Origin of the sequence: Kitasatospora hibisci, assembly GCF_043950205.1 — a bacterium.
GTDB classification, from domain to species: Bacteria; Actinomycetota; Actinomycetes; order Streptomycetales; family Streptomycetaceae; genus Kitasatospora; species Kitasatospora hibisci.
This window is the reverse complement of record NZ_CP171642.1, coordinates 1,883,151-1,906,360: the sequence shown is the minus strand read 5'-3', so window position 1 is coordinate 1,906,360 and position 23,210 is coordinate 1,883,151. Positions and strand designations below refer to the sequence as shown.

22 protein-coding genes are annotated in these 23,210 nt (G+C 73.7%); 15 read left to right on the top strand and 7 right to left on the bottom strand.

Going from position 1 to position 23,210, the window contains the following annotated elements; genetic code table 11:
• The first annotated feature begins 330 nt into the window (after nucleotides 1–330).
• The 5 genes from ACF9IK_RS08155 (at nucleotide 331) to ACF9IK_RS08135 (ending at nucleotide 5,778) form a co-directional block, all read left to right on the top strand.
• Entirely contained in the window at nucleotides 331–1,173 is an 843-nt protein-coding gene (locus tag ACF9IK_RS08155; RefSeq protein WP_395293573.1) for a nitrilase-related carbon-nitrogen hydrolase, read from the top strand.
• Between the two features lie 11 nt (nucleotides 1,174–1,184).
• Entirely contained in the window at nucleotides 1,185–2,603 is a 1,419-nt protein-coding gene (gene hydA, locus ACF9IK_RS08150; protein ID WP_395293572.1) for a dihydropyrimidinase, read from the top strand.
• 147 nt (nucleotides 2,604–2,750) lie between these two features.
• Nucleotides 2,751–3,785, top strand: a complete 1,035-nt coding sequence (locus ACF9IK_RS08145) for a TIGR03842 family LLM class F420-dependent oxidoreductase (RefSeq protein ID WP_395293571.1) — start codon at nucleotides 2,751–2,753, stop codon at nucleotides 3,783–3,785.
• Nucleotides 3,782–5,332 carry an NCS1 family nucleobase:cation symporter-1 gene (locus ACF9IK_RS08140; RefSeq protein ID WP_395293570.1) on the top strand — a complete coding sequence of 517 codons (1,551 nt, stop codon included), beginning with the start codon at nucleotides 3,782–3,784 and terminating at the stop codon, nucleotides 5,330–5,332. The genes ACF9IK_RS08145 and ACF9IK_RS08140 overlap by 4 nt, the downstream gene beginning before the upstream one ends.
• Nucleotides 5,333–5,511: 179 nt before the next feature.
• A complete protein-coding gene (locus ACF9IK_RS08135; RefSeq protein ID WP_395293569.1) occupies nucleotides 5,512–5,778 on the top strand; it encodes a GlsB/YeaQ/YmgE family stress response membrane protein in 267 nt (88 codons plus the stop codon).
• Nucleotides 5,779–5,832: 54 nt separating this feature from the next.
• On the opposite strand, the gene ACF9IK_RS08130 is transcribed toward ACF9IK_RS08135, so the two are convergent.
• The gene (locus tag ACF9IK_RS08130) at nucleotides 5,833–6,420 is read right to left on the bottom strand and encodes a TetR family transcriptional regulator (protein ID WP_395293568.1); all 588 of its coding nucleotides are present in this window, start codon (nucleotides 6,418–6,420) and stop codon (nucleotides 5,833–5,835) included.
• Nucleotides 6,421–6,544: 124 nt separating this feature from the next.
• On the bottom strand, nucleotides 6,545–7,570 hold the full coding sequence (locus ACF9IK_RS08125) for an aldo/keto reductase (RefSeq protein ID WP_395293567.1): 1,026 nt from the start codon (nucleotides 7,568–7,570) through the stop codon (nucleotides 6,545–6,547).
• An 877-nt stretch (nucleotides 7,571–8,447) separates the two neighbouring features.
• Between ACF9IK_RS08125 and ACF9IK_RS08120 the strand changes: the two genes are divergently transcribed.
• The 6 genes from ACF9IK_RS08120 to paaE all read left to right on the top strand — a co-directional run bounded on the left by ACF9IK_RS08120 (nucleotide 8,448) and on the right by paaE (nucleotide 14,173).
• Nucleotides 8,448–9,872, top strand: coding sequence for a M20/M25/M40 family metallo-hydrolase (locus tag ACF9IK_RS08120; protein WP_395293566.1), 1,425 nt, complete (start codon nucleotides 8,448–8,450; stop codon nucleotides 9,870–9,872).
• Between the two features lie 299 nt (nucleotides 9,873–10,171).
• Entirely contained in the window at nucleotides 10,172–11,182 is a 1,011-nt protein-coding gene (gene paaA / locus ACF9IK_RS08115) for a 1,2-phenylacetyl-CoA epoxidase subunit PaaA (RefSeq protein ID WP_395293565.1), read from the top strand.
• Complete coding sequence (paaB, locus tag ACF9IK_RS08110; protein WP_030056311.1) at nucleotides 11,179–11,472, top strand: 1,2-phenylacetyl-CoA epoxidase subunit PaaB; 294 nt, start codon at nucleotides 11,179–11,181, stop codon at nucleotides 11,470–11,472. Before paaA ends, paaB begins: the two co-directional genes overlap by 4 nt.
• 17 nt (nucleotides 11,473–11,489) lie before the next feature.
• On the top strand, nucleotides 11,490–12,371 hold the full coding sequence (gene paaC, locus ACF9IK_RS08105) for a 1,2-phenylacetyl-CoA epoxidase subunit PaaC (protein WP_395293564.1): 882 nt from the start codon (nucleotides 11,490–11,492) through the stop codon (nucleotides 12,369–12,371).
• On the top strand, nucleotides 12,365–12,985 hold the full coding sequence (paaD, locus tag ACF9IK_RS08100) for a 1,2-phenylacetyl-CoA epoxidase subunit PaaD (protein WP_395293563.1): 621 nt from the start codon (nucleotides 12,365–12,367) through the stop codon (nucleotides 12,983–12,985). Before paaC ends, paaD begins: the two co-directional genes overlap by 7 nt.
• A complete protein-coding gene (gene paaE / locus ACF9IK_RS08095; protein ID WP_395293562.1) occupies nucleotides 12,986–14,173 on the top strand; it encodes a 1,2-phenylacetyl-CoA epoxidase subunit PaaE in 1,188 nt (395 codons plus the stop codon).
• 21 nt (nucleotides 14,174–14,194) lie between these two features.
• Here paaE and ACF9IK_RS08090 read toward each other — a convergent pair whose 3' ends face one another.
• Together ACF9IK_RS08090 and ACF9IK_RS08085 are read right to left on the bottom strand one after the other, a co-directional pair.
• On the bottom strand, nucleotides 14,195–15,463 hold the full coding sequence (locus ACF9IK_RS08090; RefSeq protein WP_395293561.1) for an NAD(P)-binding domain-containing protein: 1,269 nt from the start codon (nucleotides 15,461–15,463) through the stop codon (nucleotides 14,195–14,197).
• A gap of 121 nt (nucleotides 15,464–15,584) precedes the next feature.
• Nucleotides 15,585–15,956, bottom strand: a complete 372-nt coding sequence (locus ACF9IK_RS08085) for a YbjQ family protein (protein ID WP_313766327.1) — start codon at nucleotides 15,954–15,956, stop codon at nucleotides 15,585–15,587.
• 138 nt (nucleotides 15,957–16,094) lie between these two features.
• Here ACF9IK_RS08085 and ACF9IK_RS08080 point away from each other — a divergent pair, with 138 nt between their 5' ends.
• The 4 genes from ACF9IK_RS08080 to ACF9IK_RS08065 all read left to right on the top strand — a co-directional run bounded on the left by ACF9IK_RS08080 (nucleotide 16,095) and on the right by ACF9IK_RS08065 (nucleotide 20,187).
• Entirely contained in the window at nucleotides 16,095–17,024 is a 930-nt protein-coding gene (locus ACF9IK_RS08080; protein ID WP_395293560.1) for a hypothetical protein, read from the top strand.
• An 86-nt stretch (nucleotides 17,025–17,110) separates the two neighbouring features.
• The gene (locus ACF9IK_RS08075; protein ID WP_395293559.1) at nucleotides 17,111–17,638 is read left to right on the top strand and encodes a hypothetical protein; all 528 of its coding nucleotides are present in this window, start codon (nucleotides 17,111–17,113) and stop codon (nucleotides 17,636–17,638) included.
• A gap of 186 nt (nucleotides 17,639–17,824) precedes the next feature.
• On the top strand, nucleotides 17,825–19,150 hold the full coding sequence (locus ACF9IK_RS08070; protein ID WP_395293558.1) for a peptide ligase PGM1-related protein: 1,326 nt from the start codon (nucleotides 17,825–17,827) through the stop codon (nucleotides 19,148–19,150).
• 92 nt (nucleotides 19,151–19,242) lie between these two features.
• Nucleotides 19,243–20,187 (top strand): quinone oxidoreductase family protein, encoded by a 945-nt coding sequence (locus ACF9IK_RS08065; RefSeq protein WP_395293557.1) that lies wholly within the window; start codon nucleotides 19,243–19,245, stop codon nucleotides 20,185–20,187.
• Nucleotides 20,188–20,319: 132 nt separating this feature from the next.
• On the opposite strand, the gene ACF9IK_RS08060 is transcribed toward ACF9IK_RS08065, so the two are convergent.
• From ACF9IK_RS08060 to ACF9IK_RS08050, 3 genes are read right to left on the bottom strand one after another with little or no spacing between them, the layout of a single operon-like run.
• On the bottom strand, nucleotides 20,320–20,928 hold the full coding sequence (locus ACF9IK_RS08060) for a MaoC family dehydratase (protein ID WP_395293556.1): 609 nt from the start codon (nucleotides 20,926–20,928) through the stop codon (nucleotides 20,320–20,322).
• 20 nt (nucleotides 20,929–20,948) lie between these two features.
• Nucleotides 20,949–22,202 (bottom strand): aminotransferase class I/II-fold pyridoxal phosphate-dependent enzyme, encoded by a 1,254-nt coding sequence (locus ACF9IK_RS08055; protein WP_395293555.1) that lies wholly within the window; start codon nucleotides 22,200–22,202, stop codon nucleotides 20,949–20,951.
• Nucleotides 22,203–22,204: 2 nt separating this feature from the next.
• Nucleotides 22,205–23,071, bottom strand: coding sequence for an HpcH/HpaI aldolase/citrate lyase family protein (locus ACF9IK_RS08050; protein ID WP_395293554.1), 867 nt, complete (start codon nucleotides 23,069–23,071; stop codon nucleotides 22,205–22,207).
• Nucleotides 23,072–23,210 lie beyond the last annotated feature (139 nt).

Sequence of the window (23,210 nt, the reverse complement as noted above, 5' to 3'; positions counted from 1 at the left end):
CTCTCGGGCAGGCTCCGGTGACGGACCGGAGCAGCATCATGGCGCGTCCTACCCCGTCGCGCAGTACCCCGTGCACGGATTCACCCGGATGAGTAAGGGCAGCGCTATCGGGGTAGATGAGCGTTTCATCCCACCTACTCGCCCCAGCGTGTCCACGCAACAAGATCGCCCCAGCCGCCCTGCGTCCGACGTATTGTCAGGCCACCGAGGCCGGGCCTACGGTCTACGGACCACGTTCTACGCACGTAGATGGTCGTACGGATCCGCCCGACAACCCTCAGACCGCAGGCCCGCCTCCACCGGCCGGGCCACGGAGTTGCGGAGGTACCCATGTCGCAGATCGTCCGCGCCGCCCTCGTCCAGACCCGGTGGACCGGGGACCAGGAGTCGATGATCGCCCTCCACGAGCGGTACGCCCGCGAGGCCGCCGCCCGGGGCGCGAAGATCATCGGATTCCAGGAGGTCTTCAACTCCCCCTACTTCTGCCAGGTCCAGGAGCCCGAGCACTACCGCTGGGCCGAGGCCGTCCCCGACGGGCCCACCGTCCGCCGGATGCAGGACCTCGCCCGCGAGCTGGGAATGGTCGTCGTCGTCCCCGTCTACGAGGAGGACCAGCCCGGCGTCTACTACAACACCGCCGCCGTGATCGACGCCGACGGCCGCTACCTCGGCAAGTACCGCAAGCACCACATCCCCCAGGTCAAGGGCTTCTGGGAGAAGTACTACTTCAAGCCCGGGAACCTCGGCTGGCCGGTCTTCGACACCGCGGTCGGCAAGGTCGGCGTCTACATCTGCTACGACCGGCACTTCCCCGAGGGCTGGCGCGCCCTCGGCCTGGCCGGCGCCCAGATCGTCTACAACCCCTCCGCCACCAGCCGTGGCCTCTCCGCCTACCTCTGGCAGCTCGAACAGCCCGCCGCCGCCGTCGCCAACGAGTACTTCGTCGCCGCCATCAACCGGGTCGGCACCGAGGAGTACGGCGACAACGACTTCTACGGCACCTCCTACTTCGTCGACCCGCGCGGCCAGTTCGTCGGCGACGTCGCCTCCGACAAGGAGGAGGAGCTGGTCGTCCGGGACCTCGACCTCGGCCTCATCGAGGAGGTCCGCCAGCAGTGGGCGTTCTACCGCGACCGCCGGCCCGAGGCCTACGGACCCCTGACCGAGGCGTGAGGGGAACCGCGATGACCACCACCCGCACCATCGTCCGCGGCGGCCTCGTGATCACCGCCACCGACGAACTCCACGCCGACGTCCTGGTCGAGGGCGAGCGCGTCGCAGCGCTCGCCGCCACCGGCAGCGACGCCGCCCTGGCCTGGACCGCCGACACCGTCATCGACGCCACCGGCCACTACGTGATCCCCGGCGGCGTCGACGCGCACACCCACATGGAACTGCCCTTCGGCGGCACCGCCGCGTCCGACACCTTCGAGACCGGCACCCGCGCCGCCGCCTGGGGCGGCACCACCACGATCGTCGACTTCGCCGTGCAGCCCGTCGGCGGCTCCCTGCGCGAGGGCCTCGACGCCTGGCACGCCAAGGCCGACGGCAACTGCGCCGTCGACTACGCCTTCCACACCATCGTCTCCGACGTCAACGACGGCGTGCTCAAGGAGATGGACGCGCTCGTCGACTCCGGGGAGTCCACCTCCTTCAAGCTCTTCATGGCCTACCCCGGCGTCTTCTACAGCGACGACGGCCGCATCCTGCGCGCCATGCAACGCGGCGCCGCCAACGGCGGGCTGACCATGATGCACGCCGAGAACGGCATCGCCATCGACGTCCTCGTCGAACAGGCGCTCGCCGCCGGGAAGACCGCCCCCCGGTACCACGGCGAGGTCCGGCGCGAACTCCTGGAGGCCGAGGCCACCCACCGGGCGATCAAGCTGGCCCAGGTCGCCGGCAGCCCGCTCTACGTCGTCCACGTCTCCGCCGCCTCGGCGCTCGCCGAGATCGCGCAGGCCCGCGACGCGGGCCTCAACGTGTTCGGCGAGACCTGCCCCCAGTACCTCTTCCTCTCCACCGACGACCTCGCCGAGGAGGGCCCCGACGGCTTCGAGGGCGCCAAGTACGTCTGCAGCACCCCGCTGCGCCCCCGCGAGCACCAGGACGCGCTCTGGCGCGGCCTGCGCACCAACGACCTCCAGGTGGTCTCCACCGACCACTGCCCGTTCTGCTACGTCGGCCAGAAGGAGCTCGGCCGTGGCGACTTCTCGAAGATCCCCAACGGCCTGCCCGGCGTGGAGAACCGGATGGACCTCCTGCACCAGGCGGTCGTCGACGGGCACCTGACCCGCCGCCGCTGGATCGAGATCGCCTGCACCACCCCGGCCCGGATGTTCGGTCTCCACCCGCGCAAGGGCACCATCGCCCCTGGTGCCGACGCCGACCTGGTCGTCTACGACCCCGCAGCCGTGCAGACCGTCTCCGCCGCCACCCACCACATGAACGTCGACTACTCGGCCTACGAGGGACGGCGACTCACCGGCCGCGCCCGCACGGTGCTCTCCCGCGGCACCGTCGTCCTCGACCGCGGCAGCTGGCTCGGCCGGGCCGGCCACGGCACCTTCCTGCGCCGCGACACCTGCCAGTACCTGGTCTGAAGCCCGGCACCACCCGTCCCCCCGTCCGCCGACGACTCCGCTCGCCGACACACCCCGTCGGCCTGCACCCGTCGGCCGGCACCTCCGTCCGCCGCCCCGGGCCGAACGCCGGGCCCGGGGCCGCGGCCAGCCCCCTGGAGCACCCCCATGGACATCGGCCTCGTCCTGCAGACCGACCCGCCCGCCCGCCTGCTCATCGACCGCATGATCCGCGCCGAGCGGGCCGGCTTCAGCCACGGCTGGACCTTCGACTCCTGCGTCCTGTGGCAGGAGCCCTTCGTCATCTACAGCCGCATCCTCGCCGAGACCGAGCGACTCACCGTCGGCCCGATGGTCACCAACCCCTCCACCCGCACCTGGGAGGTCACCGCCTCCCTCTTCGCCACCCTCAACGACATGTACGGCAACCGGACGGTCTGCGGCATCGGCCGCGGCGACTCCGCCATGCGCGTGGCCGGCCGCCACCCGGCCACCCTGGAACGGCTCTCCCACGCCATGCACGCGATCAAGGAGCTCGCCGAGGGCCGCACCGTCGAGGTCGACGGCACCGAGATGCACCTGCCCTGGGTCGGCGAGGGCCGGCGACTGCCCGTCTGGATGGGCGCCTACGGTCCCAAGGCCCTGGCCCTGACCGGTCGCCAGGCCGACGGCTTCATCCTCCAACTCGCCGACCCCTACCTCACCGAGTTCATGATCAAGGCGGTCCGGGCGGCCGCCGCCGACGCCGGACGCGACCCCGACGCGCTCACCGTCTGCGTCGCGGCCCCCGCCTACGTCACCGCCGACGACTCCCCGGCCGCCCTGGCCCACGCCCGCGAACAGTGCCGCTGGTTCGGCGGCATGGTCGGCAACCACGTCGCCGACCTGGTCCGCCACTACGGCGAGCACTCCGACCTCGTCCCCGACGCCCTCACCGCGTACATCAAGGACCGCCAGGGCTACGACTACAGCCACCACGGCCGCGCCGGGAACCCCGACACCGCCTTCGTCCCCGACGAGATCGTGGACCGCTTCTGCCTGATCGGCCCGCCCGCCGCCCAGCTCGAACGCCTCGACCACCTCCGCTCCCTCGGCGTCGACCAGTTCGCCGTCTACGCCATGCACGACGCCATCGAGGACACCATCGACGCCTACGGCACCGACGTCATCCCGCAGCTGGCCGCGGACGGGTCCCGTCCATGACCGGAACCGCCGCGATAGGGGACGGCGGCACCGCGCCGGGCCGACCGGGCGGTCCCCTCCCGGAGCTCCGGCACACCGACGGCCGGGTCGAGCTGGACCCGGCCGCCGGGGCCCTGCCCGCCAACGGCTTCACCAACGACGACCTGCGCCCCGTCCCCGTCGCCCGCCGTACCTGGACCACCTACAACTTCCTCGCGCTCTGGGTCGGGATGGCCCACAACATCCCCTCCTGGACCCTCGCCTCGGGCCTGGTCGCCCTCGGCATGGACTGGAAGCAGGCCGTCCTCACCATCGCCCTCGCGAACCTCATCGTGCTCGCGCCGATGCTGCTCACCGGCCACGCCGGGACGCAGTACGGCATCCCGTTCCCGGTCTTCGCCCGCGCCGCCTTCGGCCTGCGCGGCGCCAACCTGCCGGCCCTCGTCCGCGCCGCGGTCGCCTGCGCCTGGTTCGGCATCCAGACCTGGATCGGCGGCGAGGGCATCTTCCTGCTGGCCGGCAAACTCCTCGGCGAATCCTGGCGCACGGCGGCCGAGTTGGGCGGCTACCCGTGGACGCAGTGGCTCTCCTTCCTGCTGTTCTGGCTGATCGAGATGGCCGTCATCGCCCGCGGCATGGAGACCCTGCGCCGGTTCGAGAACTGGGCCGCGCCGTTCGTCATCGTCGGCGCCCTCGCCCTGCTGGCCTGGATCACCGTCAAGGCCGGCGGGTTCGGCCCGCTGCTCGACCAGCCGTCCCGGCTCGGCTGGGACGCGGACTTCTGGAAGGTTTTCTTCCCAGCCCTGATGGGCATGATCGGGTTCTGGTCCACCCTCTCCCTCAACATCCCCGACTTCACCCGCTTCGGCGGCAGCCAGCGCGCCCAGATCCGCGGCCAGGCCCTCGGCCTGCCCACCACCATGACCCTCTTCGCGCTGCTCTCCGTCCTGGTCACCTCAGGCTCCCAGGCCGTCTACGGCGAACCGATCTGGGACCCGATCGCCCTCGCCGCCAAGATGGAGAGCCCGGTCGGCATCCTCTTCGCGCTCCTGACCGTCCTGATCGCCACCCTGTCGGTCAACATCGCCGCGAACGTCGTCTCACCCGCCTACGACCTCGCCAACCTGGTGCCGCGCCTCATCGACTTCCGCACCGGGGCGCTGGTCACGGGCGTCGTCGGGATCGCGATCTTCCCGTGGAGGCTCATCTCCGACCCGCACGTCTACATCTTCACCTGGCTCGGCGTCGTCGGCGGCCTGCTCGGGACGGTCGCCGGCGTCCTCGTCGCCGACTACTGGCTGGTTCGCCGCACCCGCCTGCAGCTCTCCGAGCTCTACCGGCCGGGCGGGGCCTACTGGTACACCGCCGGCTGGAACTGGCGCGCCGTCGCCGCGCTGATCGTCGGCGGCGTCCTCGCCGTCGGCGGCTCGTACGGCGGCCCGTTCCCGGCCGACGGGCTGATCCCGGCGCTCAAGCCGCTCGCCGACTACGGGTGGGCGGTCGGCGTGGGGTCGTCGCTGGCGCTCTACACGGTGCTGACGCCGGCGAGCCGATGGGCGCGCCGCTGAGGGTGCGCAGGAGCGGGGTGGCGCCGAGGCGTGCAGGAGCGGGGTGGCGTGGTTCCGTCCCCCGCGGCCCGGACGGGGGCGGCCACGCCCGGCGCACCGGAACCGCAGGGGCACAGGCGATCGTCCCTGCGGGCAGGACGGTCCGGCAGGGACCGCCGTAACGGAGGGTGGGAGGACGCATGAGCTTCGTCGCGTGGATCGTGCTGGGCCTGGTGGCCGGGGCCCTGGCCAAGCTGCTGCTGCCGGGGAAGGACCCGGGCGGGCTGGTGGTGACCACCCTGATCGGCATCGCCGGGTCCTTCGTCGGCGGCTGGATCTCCTCGCGGTTCCTGCACCGCGAGGTGACGGCGCACTTCTTCGACCTGGCCACCTGGGCCTCGGCCATCGGCGGAGCCCTGGTGCTCCTGATCGCCTACCGCCTCATCTTCGGCAATTCCCGCCGCTGACCCCGGTGGTCGCCCGACCCGTCGGGTGCGGGCGACCCGGGTGGCCCGGCGGGGCTACCTGATGGTGAGGCCGCCGAGGATGAGCTTCCAGAGGGCCTCGAAGCGGTCCTGGGCGCTCGGGTCGGACCACTCGCCCGCGTGGGCGGGGTCGTGGAAGTGCGCGGTGGCCTCGAAGACGGCGCGGGCGGTCGAGGCGACGTCGGTGGGGCCGAACTCCCCGGCCCGGACGCCGTCCCGGACGATCTGGCCGATCTGCGCCACCATCGTGCCGACGTGCGCCTCGACGGTGGTGCTGGTCTCGGCGACCAGTGCCATGTAGGTGGCGAACAGCTGGGGGTCGTCCAGGGCCTTCTTCCGCTTGGCGGCGAACAGCGTCACCAGCCAGCGGTGCAGCCGGTCCGCGGCGGGTCCGGGCTCGGTGGCGATGGACTGCAGCTCGTGGTGGGCCTGGTCGAGCCAGCGCTGGGTCACGGCCTCGCGCAGCGCCGCCTTGCTCGGGAAGAACCGGTAGACGCTGGTGTGGCTGACGCCGAGGCTGCGGGCGACGTCCACGACGGTGGCCTTGGCCGGGCCGAACCGCCTGAGGACCTCCTCCGTCGCGCTCAGGATCTGCTCGGGGGTGAGTGCGCTGTCCGTGGTCACGGGGAGGTACGTCCTTCGGGTGCGGCGTGGGTCGCCGGCCGGTGCCGGGGGCTCGTCGGTGGTCGGAGGTGGTGGCCCGACGGCCCGGATCCGGCGGCGGTGCCGTCCCGCGGCGGTGCCGCGCTCAGTGCTCGCTGTCGAGGTGGGCCATCTGAGCGGCAGCGTACCTCTCCCCGGCGGCGGAACCGGCCGGGACCGCGGCCTCGATCGCGGCGAGATCGGCCGGGCCGAGCGTGACGTCCAGCGCGCCGAGGGCTTCGGTGAGCCGGGTCCGGCGGCGGGCGCCGACCAGCGGGACGACGTCCTCGCCCCGTGAGGCGACCCAGGCGATCGCGACCTGTGCGACGGTGGCGCCCCGCTCCGCGGCGACCGCGCGCAGCGCCTCGACCAGGTGCAGGTTGTGGGTGAGGTTGTCGCCCTGGAAGCGCGGGCTGTGCCTGCGGAAGTCGCTCCCGGCCAGAGCGCGGTCGTCGTCCCAGTGGCCGCTGAGCAGGCCGCGCGAGAGCACGCCGTACGCGGTGACGCCGATGCCCAGCTCGCGGGCGGCGGGCAGGATCTTCTCCTCGACGGAGCGGGAGATCAGGGAGTACTCGATCTGCAGGTCGCTGATCGGGTGGACGGCGGCGGCGCGGCGCAGGGTGTCGGCGCCGACCTCGGAGAGGCCGATGTGGCGGACGTGGCCGGCGGCGACCAGCTCGGCGATCGCGCCGACGGTCTCCTCGATCGGGACGTTCGGGTCCAGGCGGGCGGGCCGGTAGATGTCGACGTAGTCGGTGTGCAGGCGGCGCAGGGTGTAGGCGAGCGCGGTCTTCGTCGCCGCGGGGCTCGCGGCGTAGCCGAGCCACTGGCCGTCCGGGCCGCGCTGGGCTCCGAACTTCACGCTGATCTGGACGCTCTCGCGGTCGCGGCCGCGGAGTGCGTCGTGGACGAGCAGCTCGTTGTGGCCCATGCCGTAGAAGTCGCCGGTGTCGAGCAGGGTGACGCCGGCGTCGAGTGCGGCGTGGATGGTGGCGATGCTCTCGGCCTCGTCGGCCGGGCCGTAGAGGTCGGACATGCCCATGCAGCCGAGGCCGAGGGCGGAGGTGGTGGGGCCGGTGGCGCCGAGAGGGCGCCGCTGGATGCGCGGGCCGGCGGAGGGGGTGGCGGACATGCGGGGCTCCTGGGGGAGAGGGGACGGGGCAGGTGTGGAGGCGTGGCGGGTGGCCGAGTTCAACCGTGCCACGAATGCGAACAGATTTCAAAGTCTGTTCTCTGAAACTTGTCACGTGAACTAGGTGTCCGCGCGATTGCGAAGTGTCATCGTCGATGCGCCCGTCGACCGGACCGCCACCGGGGGATCTCGCGCCGTGTGGCCCGGTTTCCCCGCGCCGCACGCCGTCGCGACATGACGCGACCGCCGGACCGCCGCTTGGTGCCGATCCCCGCGCCGTACCCCGGCGCGCCCGTACCCCCGCAGGCCCGGCCCGCGACCCGCCGACCTGGTACCGGGCGTTGAGCCGCTGTCACCCATCCGGCGTGGAAATGCCGCGCCTTGGCCGTTTGCGCTGCCAAACCCCGGCGAGGGGTTCATGGTGGAGATGGGCGCGATCCGGCGACCGCGCTCGCGCGCCGATCCAGGCCTGCGCGCCGTGGGCCCGCCGCCGTTCTCCGACGGGCACGCGAGGCGGGGCCCGGCCCTCGGTGCGCTGGGAGCAGGGCCACCTCGCAGGAAGCCGAACGGTTCTTCTAGGCTCACCTCTCGGCTTCCCTGTGGCGGTGCAGTCGCTGCGCCCGCTGCTTCGAGGCCGCCGTCCACGGGGCCCCGGGCCGACCGGGGCCGCCGGATCGAGCGAGGAGGACGCAATGCCAAGCACGCCGCCCAGCCGTTCCAAGGGACTTGAGCCAGACGGGCCGTCCCGGGGGATCCCGGTTCCTGCCGGGTTCAGAGGGGTCATCGGGCGGAGCGGGGCGTCCGGGGTCACTCGGGCCGCGCGCTCCGGCCGGCCGGTGCGACCGCTCAATACCGGCGGCGGCCGCGGAGGCGAGCGTTGAGTCCCCGAACCGTCCGGCCGCCCTTCGCGGACGCCGTGACCACCGAACCCGCACGCACCCCGGCCGCCGTCTCCGCGCCGTCCCCCGACGCCGAGGCGGGAGCGGCCGCCACCGCGGCCCCCGCTGCCGCCGAGCCGTCCGGCCCGGAGGCCACCGCTTCGTCTCCCGGCGCCCTTGCCGGTGCCGTGGCGGCCGCCCCGTCCGTCGGCCCCGCCGTCGGAGCAGCGACCGCCGATGGACCCACGGCGGCCCTGCCCGGTCTGCCCCAGGCGCTCAGCACCCGCGCCCGGACCCTGGCCGGAGCCGTCCGACGCCGCTGCGCCGACCTGGCCCGGATCGAGTCACCCAGCGGGGACGTTCCCCGACTCAACGCGCTCGCCGAGGAGTTGGCCGCCGGATTCCGCGCCACCGGGGCCACCGCGTACCGCGAGGCCGGTCCGGCCGGCGATCACCTGCTGCTCCAGTGGGACGGCCAGGACGAGAGCCTGCCGCACCTCTTGGTGGTCGGCCACCACGACACCGTCTGGCCGGTCGGCACGCTCGCGGACTGGCCCGTCGCCGAACAGGACGGCATCCTCACCGGTCCCGGCGTGATCGACATGAAGGGCGGACTCGCCGTCCTCGAAGGCGCGTTCGCCCTGCTCGCCGACCTCGGCCAGCGCCCGCACCGCACCGTCCGGCTGGTCGTGGTCTCCGACGAGGAGGTCGGCAGCCCCGACGGCCGGCGCCTGGTCGAGCGCCAACTGCGTGGTGCGGCCGCCGTCCTGGGCCTCGAACCGCCCCACCCGGACGGCCGGCTCAAGACCGCGCGCCGCGGCAGCAGCCGGGTCCGGCTCACGGTCACCGGGCGGGAGGCGCATGCCGGCAACGACGCCGCGGAGGGCGTGTCCGCGGTGGACGAGCTGGTCGACCAGCTGGTCGCGGTCCGCGGACTGGCCTGCCAGCCTGGCACCGAGCTCAACGCCGGTCGGATCAGCGGCGGCACCCGGGCCAACGTGGTCGCCGGACGCGCGGAGGCCGAGCTCGGTCTGCGCTTCTCCACCGCCGAAGCCCAGCGCCGCACCCTCGACAACCTGGCCCGGCTCGCCGCACTGCGCCCGGGGGCGCGGGTGCGGACCGAGGTGCTCTCCAGCCGTCCGGCCTGGCCGGAGCGCTCCGCGAACCCGCTGCTGCGGCACGTCCGGTCGCTCGCGGCCGTACTCGGCCAGCAACTGGACGGCGGTCCGGCGGGCGGCGCCGGGGACACCAATCTGCCGGGGTCGCGCGGACTGCCGACGCTCGACGGCTTCGGCGCGGTCGGCGCGGGCGCCCACGCCCGGCACGAGCACATCCGGATCGACCAGCTGGCGCCGCGGATCGCGCTGCTGGCCGCACTCCTCGCCGTGCCGCTGCCCCGCCTGCGGGACCGGGCGGAGGGCTAGCGGACGGGCGGCCCGGCGCCCGGACGTCGGGTTCGACCGCGAACGGGAACGGGCCCGCCGTCCGGCAGCCGCCGGACGGCGGGCCCGTCGGGTCTGCCCGGTCCGCGAGCCGCGTCCCGACCGGTCCCGAGCGGTCGCCGGCCCGCCTCCCTTGTCAGCGCGCCGCCTCACCACGCACAATGGAACCGACCGAACGGTCAGTCGGTAGTGCGAGTGCCCGGCGGGCGACACCGGCAGGACGCAGCCGTCCTGCCCGTCACACCTCGCGTCCGACGCGCGACACGTGAGAGGGGACCGTGGTGACAGCAGAGGTGGCCGAACCGGTCCCCGCCCAGACCCAGGAGGAGCTGTTCGAGGCGGTCATCGCCGCCGAGCAGCGGATCGAGCCCCGGGACTGGATGCCCGACGCCTACCGGGCCACCCTGATCCGCCAGATCGCCCAGCACGCCCACTCCGAGATCATCGGCATGCAGCCCGAGGGCAACTGGCTCACCCGTGCCCCGTCGCTGCGCCGCAAGGCGATCCTGCTGGCCAAGGCCCAGGACGAGGCCGGCCACGGCCTCTACCTCTACGCGGCCGCCGAGACCCTCGGCGTGGACCGTGCCGAGCTCACCGAGAAGCTGATCTCCGGCCGTCAGAAGTACTCGTCGATCTTCAACTACCCGACGCTCACCTACGCCGACGTCGGCGTGATCGGCTGGCTGGTCGACGGCGCCGCGATCTGCAACCAGGTGCCGCTCTGCCGCTGCAGCTACGGTCCCTACGCCCGGGCCATGGTCCGGATCTGCAAGGAGGAGTCCTTCCACCAGCGCCAGGGCTACGAGCTGCTGATGACGCTCATGCGCGGCACCGAGGCCCAGCGCCGGATGGTCCAGGACGCGGTCGACCGCTGGTGGTGGCCGTCGCTGATGATGTTCGGCCCCTCGGACGGGGACTCGCCGAACACCGCCCGCTCGATGGCCTGGCGGATCAAGCGGCACACCAACGACGAACTGCGCCGGCGCTTCGTGGACATGACCGTCCCGCAGGCCGAGCACCTCGGCGTCACGCTGCCCGACCCGGAGCTGCGGTGGAACGAGGAGCGCGGCGGCTGGGACTTCGGCGAGCCCGACTGGTCCGAGCTGACCCGGGTGATCCACGGCCAGGGGCCCTGCAACACCCAGCGGATCGAGCGCCGCCGCGCCGCCCACGAGGACGGCGCCTGGGTGCGCGAGGCCGCCACCGCCTACGCCGGGAAGCGCCGCGCCGAGGCAGGGACCCGCACCGCCGACGAAGCCCAGAACACCCCGGAACAGGAGAACGGAAAGTGACCGAGTCCAAGGCCGGCTGGCCGCTGTACGAGGTGTTCGTGCGCCCCCGGCGCGGGCTGAACCACGTCCACGTCGGTTCGCTGCACGCGGCCGACGACCGGATGGCCCTGCTCGCCGCCCGCGATCTCTACACCCGGCGCAACGAGGGTGTCAGCCTCTGGGTGGTCCGCTCGGACGCGATCACCGCCTCCACGCCGGACGAGCGGGACCCGTTCTTCGAGCCGAGCGGCGACAAGGTCTACCGCCACCCGACCTTCTACGACATCCCCGAGGATGTCCCGCACATCTGACGGGGAGCAGCAGAACCATGACCGACGACCACGTCTACCTCAGCCTCGCCGAGGCGTCCCCCGAGCCCGAGGGCGAGGGCCGCTGGGCCTACGGCACGGGCTTCGCCGACCCGCTGCTCGGGGTCGACACGGCGGTGCCGGCGGGCCTCGACGGCGCCGACCTCGCCGCGTACTGCCTGATGCTGGGCGACGACGCACTGGTCCTCGCCCAGCGGCTGATCGAATGGTGCACCCGGGCGCCGGAGCTGGAGGAGGAGGTCGCGCTCGCCAACCTCGGCCTCGACCTGCTGGGCCAGGCCCGCCAGCTGCTCACCCGGGCCGGCCAGGCGGACGGCTCCGGCCGCAGCGAGGACGACCTGGCGTACTGGCGCGAGGAGCACGAGTTCCGCAACGTCCGCCTGGTCGAGGCGCCCAACGGCGACTTCGCCTACTCGATCGCCCGCCTGCTGCTCTTCGCGACCGCGCGCGGTGCGCTGTACGAGGAGCTGGCCGGCCACGCCGACCCCGTGCTGGCGGCGGTCGCCGCCCGGGGCGTCAAGGAGCTGGCGTACCACCGCGAGTATGCGACGGCCTGGACGCTGCGGCTGGGCGACGGGACGCCGTACTCGGCGCAGCGGATGCAGGCCGGGCTGGACGCCGTCTGGCCGCTGCTGGAGGAGCTGTTCACCGCGCACCCGGTGGAACTGCGCGTCGGCGTGGACCCCGCGACGCTGCGCGAGCCGGTGCTGCGCTCGCTCTCCGCCGTGCTGGCCGAGGCCGGGCTGGCGGTGCCGCAGGTGCCGGGCCTGGCCACGGTCGGCGGCCGGGCCGGCCGGGACGGCGTGCACACCGAGGCGCTCGGGCTGCTGCTGGCCGAGCTGCAGGTGCTGGCCCGCGCGCACCCGGGGGCGACGTGGTGACCGGCGCGGCGGCGACGGCGCGGGAGCGGGCCTGGGCGGTGGCCGCCGAGGTCCCCGACCCCGAGCTGCCCATGCTCACCCTCGCCGACCTGGGTGTCCTGGCCGAGGTGGAGGTCGAGGCGGCGGGTGCGGTGTCGGCGGGTGCGGTGTCGGCGGAGACGGCGGAGGTGCCCGGCGCCCCCGCCGAGGCCGCGGTCACCGCCTGGCTGACGCCGACCTACTCGGGCTGCCCGGCCGTCGCCGAGATGGCGGCCGACGTGGACCGCCGCCTGCGGGCGGCCGGCTACGCGGACGTCCGGGTCAGGCTGCGGCTCGACCCGGCGTGGTCCACCGACCTGATCACCGCCGAGGGTCGCCGCAAGCTCGCCGAGGCGGGCATCGCCCCGCCGCGCTCCGCGTCGGAACGCGCAGCCTCGGCGGCTGCCGTCGGCGCTTCGCCGCGCGGCACCGCCTCGCCCCTGCTCACGCTCGGTCCCACCCGCCACCTGGTGCCCTGCCCGCTCTGCGGCGGCACCGACACCGAGGAACTGTCCCGATTCGGCTCCACCGCGTGCAAGGCGCTGTGGCGCTGCCGCGACTGCCGCGAGCCCTTCGAACGCGTCAAGGAGATCTGAATGGCCGCCGGTCCCGCCAGCACGGCCCGCCCCACCGAGACCGCCGACCCGGTCGCCGCCGACATCGCTGCCGACGCCGGTGCTGACGGCGACGCCGCCCCCGGTGTCCGGCCGGCTCGCCGCCCGACCTTCCACCACCTGCGGATCGCCGAGGTGGAGCGGCTCTGCGAGGACGCCGTCGCGGTGACCTTCGCGGTGCCGGGCGGGCTGTCCGACGCCTTCGCCTTCCGCCCGGGGCAGACGCTGACGCTGCGGCGGGTGGTGGACGGGGTGGACGAGCGCCGCTCCTACTCGATCTGCGCCCCGGTCGGCGGACCGCTGAGGATCGCCGTCCGGGAGGTGCCCGGCGGGCTGTTCTCCCGCTGGCTGGTGCGCGATGCGGCGCCCGGGGAGGAGGTCGAGGTGCTGACCCCGACCGGCCTCTTCACCCCCGATCTGGGGGTGCCCGCCGACCACGTGCTGCTGGCGGCCGGCTCCGGGATCACGCCGATGCTCTCCATCGCGGCCTCGGTGCTCGCCGCCGACCGCACGTCCACCGTCACCCTGCTCTACGGCAACCGCCGCAGCGACACGGTGATGTTCGCCGACGAGCTGGCCGACCTCAAGGACCGCTACCTCGGCCGGCTCCAGCTGGTGCACGTCCTCTCCCGTGAGACCAGGGACGCCGAACTGCTCAGCGGGCGCCTCGACCCGGAGCGGGTCGAGGCGCTGCTGACGGCGCTGGTGGACGTCCGGCAGGTCGGCCACTGGTGGCTCTGCGGCCCGTTCGGCATGGTCGCCGGGGCCAAGGAGCTCCTGGCCGGCCTGGGCGTCCCGGGCGAGCGGGTGCACCAGGAGCTGTTCCACGCCGAGGACGAGCCGATCACCGAGCGCGCGGACGAGCCCGGTACGGGGGCGGCGGACGACCGCCCGCACAGCGAGGTCACCGTCGTGCTCGACGGGCGGGGCAGCACGCTCAACCTCCCCTGCGACCGCTCCATCCTGGACGGGGCGCAGCGCTCCCGCCCGGACCTGCCGTTCGCCTGCAAGGGCGGGGTCTGCGGCACCTGCCGCGCCCTGGTCACCGAGGGCGAGGTGGAGATGCGGCGCAACTTCGCGCTGGAGGAGAAGGAGGTGGCCGCCGGCTACGTCCTGACCTGCCAGGCCCGTCCGGTCACCGACCGGGTGACGGTCGACTTCGACCGCTGACCGGCAAAGGCTCGGGCCCGGTCAGCGGACGGCGACCGCGACCGGTTCCCGGCCGCTGTCCGCCTCCGGGGCGGCCACGGGGTCGGCCGAGGTGTCCGGCCGCGGGCCCGCCGCGGCCGGGGTGCCGAGCAGACCGACGATGTCGTTCACGGCGGCCCGGCCCGCCCGGTTGGCGCCGATGGTGCTGGCCGACGGGCCGTAGCCGACCAGGTGGACGCGCGGATCGGCGGTGGCGCGGGTGCCGGTGAGCGCGATGCCGCCGCCGGAGGAGCGGAGGCCGAGCGGCGCGAGGTGGCCGACCTCGGGGCGGAAGCCGGTGGCCCAGACGATCGCGTCCACCGCCAGCTCCTCGTCGCCCCAGGCGACCCCGTGCTCGGTGAGGCGGTCGAACATCGGGCGGCGGTGCAGCGCGCCCAGTTCCTCGGCGCGGCGGTAGGCGACGGACGGGCCGAGCCCGGTCACGCTCACCACGCTGCGCACCGGCAGACCCCGGCGGACGCGTTCCTCGACCTGGGCCACGACTGCGCGGCCGTACTCGGGGGTGAACGGGCCGTCGTGGTAGACCGGCGGGGTGCGGGTGACCCACACCGTCTCGCCGACGGCCGCGATCTCGGACAGCACCTGGATCGCCGAGGCCCCGCCCCCGACGACCAGGACGCGCCGGCCGACGAACTCCTCCGGGCCCCGGTAGGCGGCGTAGTGCAGCTGCCGACCGGCGAAGTGACCGGGGTAGTGGGGCAGGAAGGGGCGGGTCCAGGTGCCGGTGGCGTTGATCAGTGCACGCGTGGACCAGGTGCCGCGGTCGGTCTCGACCACCAGCCGCCCGCCCGGCACGGCCTCATGCCCGCCCTCCGGCGCGCCGTCCGGCCGGGTGTCCGGCCGGGTGTCCGTCCGGTCGGACGCGGAGCGGACCGCCAGGACGTGGACGGGGCGCACGACCGGGAGCCCGTGCCGGGTCTCGTACGCCGCGAAGTACCCGGGGACGACCTCGCGCGCGGGGGCGTCCGGGTCGGGCGCGGGCAGCTCGAAGTCGGGGAGGTCGTGGAAGCCGTGCACGGTGGCCATCCGCAGCGAGGGCGAGCGGTGGGCCCAGGCCCCGCCCGGAGCGGTGTCCCCGTCGAGCACCACGAAGCCCCCGTCGGAGCCCGCCCGGTAGGGGGCGAAGCCACGGCGGCGCAGGTGGTAGGCGGCGGAGAGGCCCGCCTGCCCGGCGCCCACCACCACGACGTCCACCCGCCGGAGCCCGCCGGTCTGCACTCCGCTGCCGTTGGTTGCGCCGTAAACATTCATGCTGGTGAAACATCGGGCGCGGCGTGAGTGTTCCCCTCGCGCGCGGGCCGTCCCGCCCGTGCGCACGCCGGGGGCGTCGGGCGTGCACGCCCGCGCGGGGCCCGAGCCTGCGGGCGGTGGATCAGGTCGCCGGGGAGATCACCACGGCCGTGCCGTAGGCGCAGACCTCCGTGCCGATGTCAGCCGCCTGCGTGACGTCGAAGCGGAACATGAGGACCGCGTTGCCGCCCCGCGCCCTGGTCTGCTCGACCAGCCGCTCCATCGCCTCGTTGCGGCTCTCCACCAGGGTCTTCGTCAGACCTCGCAGCTCGCCGCCGACCAACGACTTCAACGACGCACCGATCTGGCTGCCGACGTGCCGGCTTCGGACCGTCAGCCCGAAGACCTCGCCGATCACGTGGTCGACCCGGAAGCCGGGGATGTCGTTGGTGGTCACCACCAGGACCTGGGCGTCCGGGCGCTGCCCGCCGCCGAATTCGTCGATGTTCGCCATGGGGCCATCCTGCGGGCTGTCCGGGGCCCCCGCCCAGAGGCGTGGCCGGGAGGACCGGAGATGGCTTGGAGTAGGCGCTGCCGAGCCGGACCGCACCGGACCGGTGATCGGGCGGCGGAAAAGCCGTACCGTAGCCCCATGGGCGAGCGAAGCGATCATCCACAGGGGCCGGGCGCGGCCGAGGACTCGGGCGCGCAGGAGATCGAGGCGACGGTGGTGCTGGGCCTGCGGATCACCGACTGGCCGGCCTTGCGCGCGGCCGCGATCGCGGCCGTGGAGGAGCTGGACTTCGAGGGCATCGACCCGGCCGGCCAACGCCGCGAGCTGCTGCGCGAGGTGGCCGAGGACGCCAACGCGGCGCTCGGTGCGCTGCTCCACCCGGACCGGCTGGTGGCGGCGATCCCGGGCGTCGAGGCGATCGGCGGCACTCTGGAGATCAGCGTCACCGAGGACTTCGCGCCCGACTTCGCCGAGCTCTTCCCGCTGGACGGCGACGAGGAGGACGGCGGCGCGGCGGGGGACTGGACGCTCACGCCGCGGACCGCCTGCCTGCTCCACGCCCAGCTGCTCGGCCTGGCCGACGCGGCGTACGACGACCTGGAGGAGCACCAGGACGAAGCGGTCGTCGACGGCGAGGAGGGGGACTGGACGGTCTTCGGCCGTCTGCCGCAGCGCACCTGGCGTATGCACCGGGCCTGGCGGCGGTCGATGGCCCGCGCCTTCGACGACCTCGCCGACGACCTCGCGCTCGGCGAGTGGCCGCTGCCGCGCTGCCTGGCCGAGGAGATCGCGCTGCGGATGGCCCTGGTGGACGCCCGCGCGTTGCTCGGCGCGCAGCCGGAGTCCGTCGCCGACATGATGGGGGACCTGCCCGCCGACCTCTACGACTACGACTGGGACGGCTGCCAGGACGAGCTGTTCGGGGCCTACGGGCCGGACGACGGGGACCCCGAGCTGGACTCGGAGCAGCGCACCGGACTGCTGCTGGCGGCGACCCACCCGGAGGGGTGGTTCCTCGGGTACGAGGACGCGGAGGAGCGGGACGGCCAGCGGGGCTACCGGCGCTGACCGGGAGGCCGCCGGCTCCCGCGCCGGGCGCGGGCCCGAGCGGTTCCGGCGGGGCGGCGGGGCGGCTCCGCGGTTAGGCTGCGGACATGTCCGAGATGTCCGAGCGTGAGGACCGGCCCGACCGGGCCGCACACCTGCCTGCCGGCGCCGACCCGGCGGCCCCGGACCCGGTGCTGGAGCGGCTGGCGCTCGGCCTCGACGGCGTGCAGGCGGCGCAGCGCGGGCGGACGGCGCAGGCCCGGGAGAGCTTCGAGCGGCTGTGGGACGCCCTCGGCGAGAGCGGCGACGTCTTCCACCGCTGCGTCCTGGCCCACTACCTGGCCGACCTGCAGGACGACCCGCATGCCGAACTGGACTGGGACCGGCGGGCGCTGGCCGCGGCCGACTCGCTGACCGCCGAGCGGGCGCAGACCTACGAGTCCGCCCTGCAGGTCCGCGCCTTCTACCCCTCACTGCACCTCAACCTGGCCTCCGACCACCTCAAGCTCGGCGAGCCCGACCGGGCGCGCGAGGAGCTGGAACGGGCGGTGCGGAGCCTGGACGCACTGCCCGAGGACGCGTACGGCACCGGCATCCGCGCCGCCGTCGCCGAACTGCGGCAGCGCCTGCACTGACCCGGCGCCCGGTGCCGCGCGGAGGCTGCGGCCGGTGCCGCGCCGAGGCGTCCGCAGGCCGCCCTGCCGGGCGCGCGGAGGCCGTTGTTCAGCGTTTATGTTCAATGACCGAGAGCCGAGCTCGAACAACCCCGGTGCGCTACACCTGGAGCGCAGCACCGACCGGCGATGGGGAGAGTTCGGCAGATGACGACGCTGTGCATCGGAAACAACCGCACCGAGGAGATGGTCGGGGACCTCACCGGGATGACGCCGCTGGAGCGGGCGTTCGCCGGCTGCGGGGCCCAGCGGATGCTCTGGTTCGCCGAGGACGGTGACGTCCTGGTGCTGCCGTGGGAACCCGAACCGGCCTACCTCTCGTACGTCACCGGGCTCACCGGGACCAGGGCGGAGAGCCTGACGGTGGTCGTGCCGCCCGCGGGCCCGGACGGCGCGGACATCCTCACCCCGGACCGCCTCGCCGACCCGGGATTCCGCCGGGAGCTGCGCCGTGTGCTGGCCGGACGGCCGGTGGGGCGGGTGCTGGCGATATCGCCGAACGCGGCCGTGGTCGATCTGGCCGCCGCGATCGGCGCCGAGGACGCCGTGCCGGGGCACGCGTTCGCCGCGCAGGGCGGCAACGCGCTGGTGAACAGCAAGGCCGTGTTCCGGGCCCTGGCCGCCGGGGCCGGGGTGCCGGTGTCGCCCGGGACGGTGGCCACCTCGCCGGAGCAGGTGGAGGCGGCCGTGAACGGGCTGCTGGACCGGGGCCACAGCGTCATGGTGAAGGTCGAGTACCAGGCGGGCGGCTTCGGCAACGAGGTCCTCACCCGCGCCGAGCAGGTCGCCCCGGCCGGGGCGCAGCGGGCGGTGGAGCTGGCGGATGCCGATGCCGTGGCCTCCTACGTGGCCGAGCGGTGGCAGTGGCTGACCGGTGGCCGCAACCAACGCGTGGTCGTGGAGCGGTACTTCGCGGACGCGGTGCCGCTGTACGCGGAGTTCTCCGTCGGCGACGCCGGTGCGGTGCTCTCCGGCTGCGGCGAGATGGTGATGGATCCGGTGGTGGTCGGGGAGATCACTCCGCCGGTCACCCCGGACGCCGGTGTGCGGGCCGAACTCGTCGAGCAGGCGGCGCGGTTGTGCGAGTCGCTGCGGGTGCTCGGGTACCGGGGGACGGTCAGCGCCGACGCCTTCCTCACGCCCAAGGGAGAGTTGTACTTCAGCGAGACCAACGGGCGGCTGACCGGGTCGACCCACCTGCACGACGCGTTGTTCGCCCGCCTGGTCGGTGCCGGACACCGCGCCGACCGGGTGATCCTGGAGCTGGCGGGGCTGCACGTGCCGTCCTTTCCGGAGGCCGTCGCGGCGGTCGAGCGGGCCGGGCTGGCCTTCGACCCGCGGACGCGCACCGGCGTGGTGTTCAGCGCGGACTTCGGCCCGGCCGACGGCTCGGTGATGTACTGCGTGGTCGCCGAGGACGCGGCGGCGGCGCGGGCCGCCGAGAGCCGTCTGCTCGCGTTGTTCGCGCGGTGAAGCGCGGCGGCGAACGGGCCGGCCCGGGCGCCCCGGGGGGTGACCCCGGCGGCGGTGCCGGGGCCGACCGCCCCGCCGGGAGGTCTTCGGTGATGCGTGCGGCGGTGATCCGCTCCTACGGCGGGCCGGAGGTCCTGCGTACCGAGACCGTGCCCGAACCCGTCGCCGGGCCGGGACAGGTGCTGATCGACGTGACCCTGGCCGGTCTCAACTACGCGGACCTGCACTGCCGCGAGGGGTCCTACGGGTGCTACGCGCTGCCCGCCGTGCTCGGCGCCGACGTGGTCGGCCGGCGGCGCGGTGACCGCCGGCGGGTCGCCGCGCTGCTCCGCTCGGGCGGCGGATACGCCGAAGTGTCCTGCGCCGATCCGGCGTTCACGGTGGAGGTGCCGGACGGGGTGAGCGATGAGCAGGCCCTGGCGCTGCTGGAGCAGGGGGCGACGGCCTACGGCGCGCTGACCCTGCTGGGGCGGATCCGGCCGGGCGAACGGGTCGCGGTGACGGCGGCGGCCGGCGGCGTCGGGCACCTGGCGGTGCAGCTGGCCAGGGAGTTGGGCGCGGGCCGGGTCCTCGGAGTGGCCTCGACCGAGGCGAAGCGGGCCTTCGTCCGCTCGCTGGGGGCCGACGCCGTGTTCGACCCGGCCGACCCGCGGCTGGCCGAACTGCTCGGCGAGGCGGGCGGCGTGGACCTCTTCGTGGACTCGGTCGGGGGTGGGGTGCTGCGGTCCGGGCTGGCGGCGCTGGCGCCGTTCGGCCGGCTGCTCTCCGTCGGCGCGCGCGGCGGTCCCGAGGAGTCGTTCTCGGTGGCCGAGCTGGCCGAGGGATCGGTCGGTGTGCTCGGCTTCTGGCTCCAGCACGTGCTGGACGACCGGGTGTTGTTCGCGGACGTCGCCGCCCGCCTGTTCGCGCTGGCCGAGCGGCGGCGGCTGGTGGCGCGGATCGACCGCGTCGTCCCGCTCGCCGGGTTGGCCGCCGCGCACCGGGCGATGGGGGCACGCGAGACGATGGGCAAGGTGCTCGTGGACGTGCGGGCGTAGGCCGGGGTACGGGCGCGCGCGAGGACGCGACCGGCGCATCCGGGGACGGGCTCGCAGACGCGGAGCCCGGCGGGCGGATCCCGGTGTCCGTCCGCCGGCTCCGTCCACCCGGGGCGGTTCGGCTCTCCTCCGTCAGTAGCCGGCGACCTCGTCCAGGCCGTGGCCGCGCAGCGGGACCAGGAAGCTGCGTTCGAACACCACCACCACCTCGCCGGTGGACTTGGTCCCGGTGGTGCGGCAGCTGACGATGCCCTGTCCGGCGCGGCTCTTGGAGAGCCGCTTGGCCAGCGTCTCGGTCTCCGCGTACAGGGTGTCGCCGGTGAACACCGGGTGGGTCATCCGGATGTTCTCCCAGCCGAGATTGGCGATGGTCCGCCCGCTGGTGGAGCGGGCGGTCATCCCCCCGACGATGCTGAGCGTCACCAGGCTGGAGACGATCGGCCGCCCCCACGGGGTGTGCTCGCTGTACGCGGCGTCGATGTGCAGCGGCGCGTCGTTCATGCTGAGCATGCTCATCAGCACGTTGTCCAGCTCGGTGACGGTGCGTCCCGGGCGGTGCTCGACCACGTCACCGACGGTGAACTCCTCGTAGTAGCGGCCGACCACCTCGCGATAGCGCCGCTGCCCGATCCGCCGGTAGCCGACCGGTTCGGGTCCGGGCGCGGCCGCGCCCGGGAGGTCGCCGGCGGCCGTGGGGCGCAGCGCGGGGGTGCGGTGGTCTGCGGACAGGGGTTCGGGCATGGTGCGGGTGCTCCCAGGTGTCAGAGGTCGGCGGTGAGTTCCTTGACGTGGCCGGCGAACTCGGTGATCAGGCGCTCGTCCATGTCGGCGCGCATCATCAGCCGCAGTCCGGCCTCGCCCTTGGGCACGATCGGGAAGAACACCGCCGAGCTGTAGAAGCCGCGCTCGAAGAGCTGGGCGGAGAGTTTGACCGCACGCTCGGCGTCGCCCACGTCCACGCGTCGCACCGGCAGGCCGTTGCCGGCGAAGCTCGTCGGCAGGAGTTCGTCGAAGAGGTCGATGTTGCGGTTCAGCCTGCGCTGCAGCTCCGCGAGTTCGGGCGAGCGGTGGATGGCGGCGCTGCCGAGCGAGGCTCCAACCAGCGGGAGCGCGACGTTCTGCGACCAGCCGACCGGGCCGGCGTGCCGGTGCAGGAACTCGAACTGCTCCCGGTTGCCGAGCATCGCGATGCCGCCGCCGGTGCCGAAGCCCTTGCCGAGACTGGCGACGATCACGGTCCGCGGGTTCATCTCCAGCCGGGACCGGACGAAGCCCTCGCCGCGCTCGCCCATGATGGAGAGCGAGTGGGAGTCGTCGATGTAGAGGAACAGCCCGTAGCGGTCCTGGAGTTCGAGCAGGCCGTCGAGCGCCGCCGCGCCGCCCATCGAGTACGCCCCGTCCGCCACGTAGGCCACCCGCGGGTACTTGCGGCAGATGTCCTCCAGGTAGTTCAGGTCGTTGTGCGGGCAGTTGAGGACCAGCGCCTCGTCCGCACAGATCGGCTTCACGTAGGCCATGCAGAAGTGGCAGAACCGGTCGAAGACCATCACCCGGGGGCCGTCGCTGCTGCCGTCGCAGCGGTCGTCCAGGTGGCCGGAGGCGACCAGCGGCAGGATGCCGGCGGTGAGTGAGGTGCAGGAGGCGCCGGGGAGGACGTGCGCGCCGAACAGCTCGCCCAACTCGTCCTCCAGGCGGACCAGCAGGTTGTGCCGGATCCGGGTGGTGGACGTGACCAGCCAGGTGCTCCGGGACTCGGTGAGCGCGTCCACCGCGCCGGCCGCGACCTGCGGGTGGTTGTTCAGCCCGAGGTATGCGCAGGAGACCATGTTGGCGAACTCGTGGCCACTCTCGCGGACGATCAGCCGGTTGTTGGACTCCGAGTCCACCTTGATGCCGATCAGGCCGTTGGCGCCGGCCGCCTGCCAGACCGGATCGGCGGTGGCGAGCATCGCCGCGGCGTTGCGGTAGCGGCGCGGGCCCTGGACGGACCCGGCCGGCTCGGTTGCCTCGGTCATCGTCACTTCTCCTTCGTCTCGTTCGGCTCGGGTGGGGCGAACTGCTCGATCAGGCGCTGTGAGGCCTCGAAGAAGGGCATGCCGACCATCACACCGTCCACCACGGTGACCGAGCGGCCGTTCTCCCGGCCCGCCTCGACCACCCGGCGGGCCCGCTCCAGCAGTTGCTCGTCCGGGCTGAACGCCTCGTTGATCAGGGGGAGTTGACGCGGGTGTACGGCGATCTTGCCACTGAAGCCGAAGTCCCGCGCGAGCGTGGCCTCGTGGCGCAGTCCGGCCAGGTCGGCGACCTCGAAGAACGGCGCGTCCATCGCCTCCACCCCGGCGGCGCGGGCGCTGTTGACCAGCCGGCCGCGGGCGTGCGCGAGGGCGTCCCAGGAGAGCCGGGCACCGACCGCGAACGCGTAGTCGGCCGAGCCGAAGACCAGTCCGCGCAGCCGGTGGCCGGCCGTCGCGATGGCGGGGGCGTGCTCGATGCCGAGCGGGGTCTCGACGACGGCCAGGAACTCCGTGTCCGGGCAGTCCGGTCCGAGCGCTCCGGCCGCGATCTCGATGTCACGGGGGGACTCCGCCATCGGCACCAGCACGATGTCCGGCTTCACCCGGTAGCGGCTGATCGCGATCAGGTCGCGCAGACCGTCCGGCCCGCAGAGGGCGTTGATGCGCACGGCGCTCCGGGCGAGCTTCGTGGTCGGCAGGTCGAAGAACTCCTCGGCGAGTCGGCGGGCCTCCTCCTTCCGTGCGGGCGGGACCGAGTCCTCCAGGTCGACCATGGCGATATCGGCCCCGGACTGATGGCTCTTGGCGTACCGCTCCACCGCCATCGCGGGTGTGGACAGCAGGGAACGGCAGTACCGCGTGAACTTCATGGGAAATCTCCGAAGTCAGCGAAGTCTGCGGCTCACGGTTCTATCCCACCGGCATTGTTCGGCGCCGAGCGACTGGACATTGAACATCAACTCGGAACAACCGGCTCGTGCGCCCCATTGTTTGACGCCAACGGTGTTG

Coding starts and splice junctions, on each gene's coding strand:
- ACF9IK_RS08155 (WP_395293573.1), top strand. CDS start 331: ATGTCGCAGATCGTCCGCGCCGCCCTCGTCCAGACCCGGTGGACCGGG.
- hydA (WP_395293572.1), top strand. CDS start 1,185: ATGACCACCACCCGCACCATCGTCCGCGGCGGCCTCGTGATCACCGCC.
- ACF9IK_RS08145 (WP_395293571.1), top strand. CDS start 2,751: ATGGACATCGGCCTCGTCCTGCAGACCGACCCGCCCGCCCGCCTGCTC.
- ACF9IK_RS08140 (WP_395293570.1), top strand. CDS start 3,782: ATGACCGGAACCGCCGCGATAGGGGACGGCGGCACCGCGCCGGGCCGA.
- ACF9IK_RS08135 (WP_395293569.1), top strand. CDS start 5,512: ATGAGCTTCGTCGCGTGGATCGTGCTGGGCCTGGTGGCCGGGGCCCTG.
- ACF9IK_RS08125 (WP_395293567.1), bottom strand. CDS start 7,570: ATGTCCGCCACCCCCTCCGCCGGCCCGCGCATCCAGCGGCGCCCTCTC.
- paaC (WP_395293564.1), top strand. CDS start 11,490: ATGACCGACGACCACGTCTACCTCAGCCTCGCCGAGGCGTCCCCCGAG.
- paaE (WP_395293562.1), top strand. CDS start 12,986: ATGGCCGCCGGTCCCGCCAGCACGGCCCGCCCCACCGAGACCGCCGAC.
- ACF9IK_RS08090 (WP_395293561.1), bottom strand. CDS start 15,463: ATGAATGTTTACGGCGCAACCAACGGCAGCGGAGTGCAGACCGGCGGG.
- ACF9IK_RS08085 (WP_313766327.1), bottom strand. CDS start 15,956: ATGGCGAACATCGACGAATTCGGCGGCGGGCAGCGCCCGGACGCCCAG.
- ACF9IK_RS08080 (WP_395293560.1), top strand. CDS start 16,095: ATGGGCGAGCGAAGCGATCATCCACAGGGGCCGGGCGCGGCCGAGGAC.
- ACF9IK_RS08075 (WP_395293559.1), top strand. CDS start 17,111: ATGTCCGAGATGTCCGAGCGTGAGGACCGGCCCGACCGGGCCGCACAC.
- ACF9IK_RS08070 (WP_395293558.1), top strand. CDS start 17,825: ATGACGACGCTGTGCATCGGAAACAACCGCACCGAGGAGATGGTCGGG.
- ACF9IK_RS08065 (WP_395293557.1), top strand. CDS start 19,243: ATGCGTGCGGCGGTGATCCGCTCCTACGGCGGGCCGGAGGTCCTGCGT.
- ACF9IK_RS08060 (WP_395293556.1), bottom strand. CDS start 20,928: ATGCCCGAACCCCTGTCCGCAGACCACCGCACCCCCGCGCTGCGCCCC.
- ACF9IK_RS08055 (WP_395293555.1), bottom strand. CDS start 22,202: ATGACCGAGGCAACCGAGCCGGCCGGGTCCGTCCAGGGCCCGCGCCGC.
- ACF9IK_RS08050 (WP_395293554.1), bottom strand. CDS start 23,071: ATGAAGTTCACGCGGTACTGCCGTTCCCTGCTGTCCACACCCGCGATG.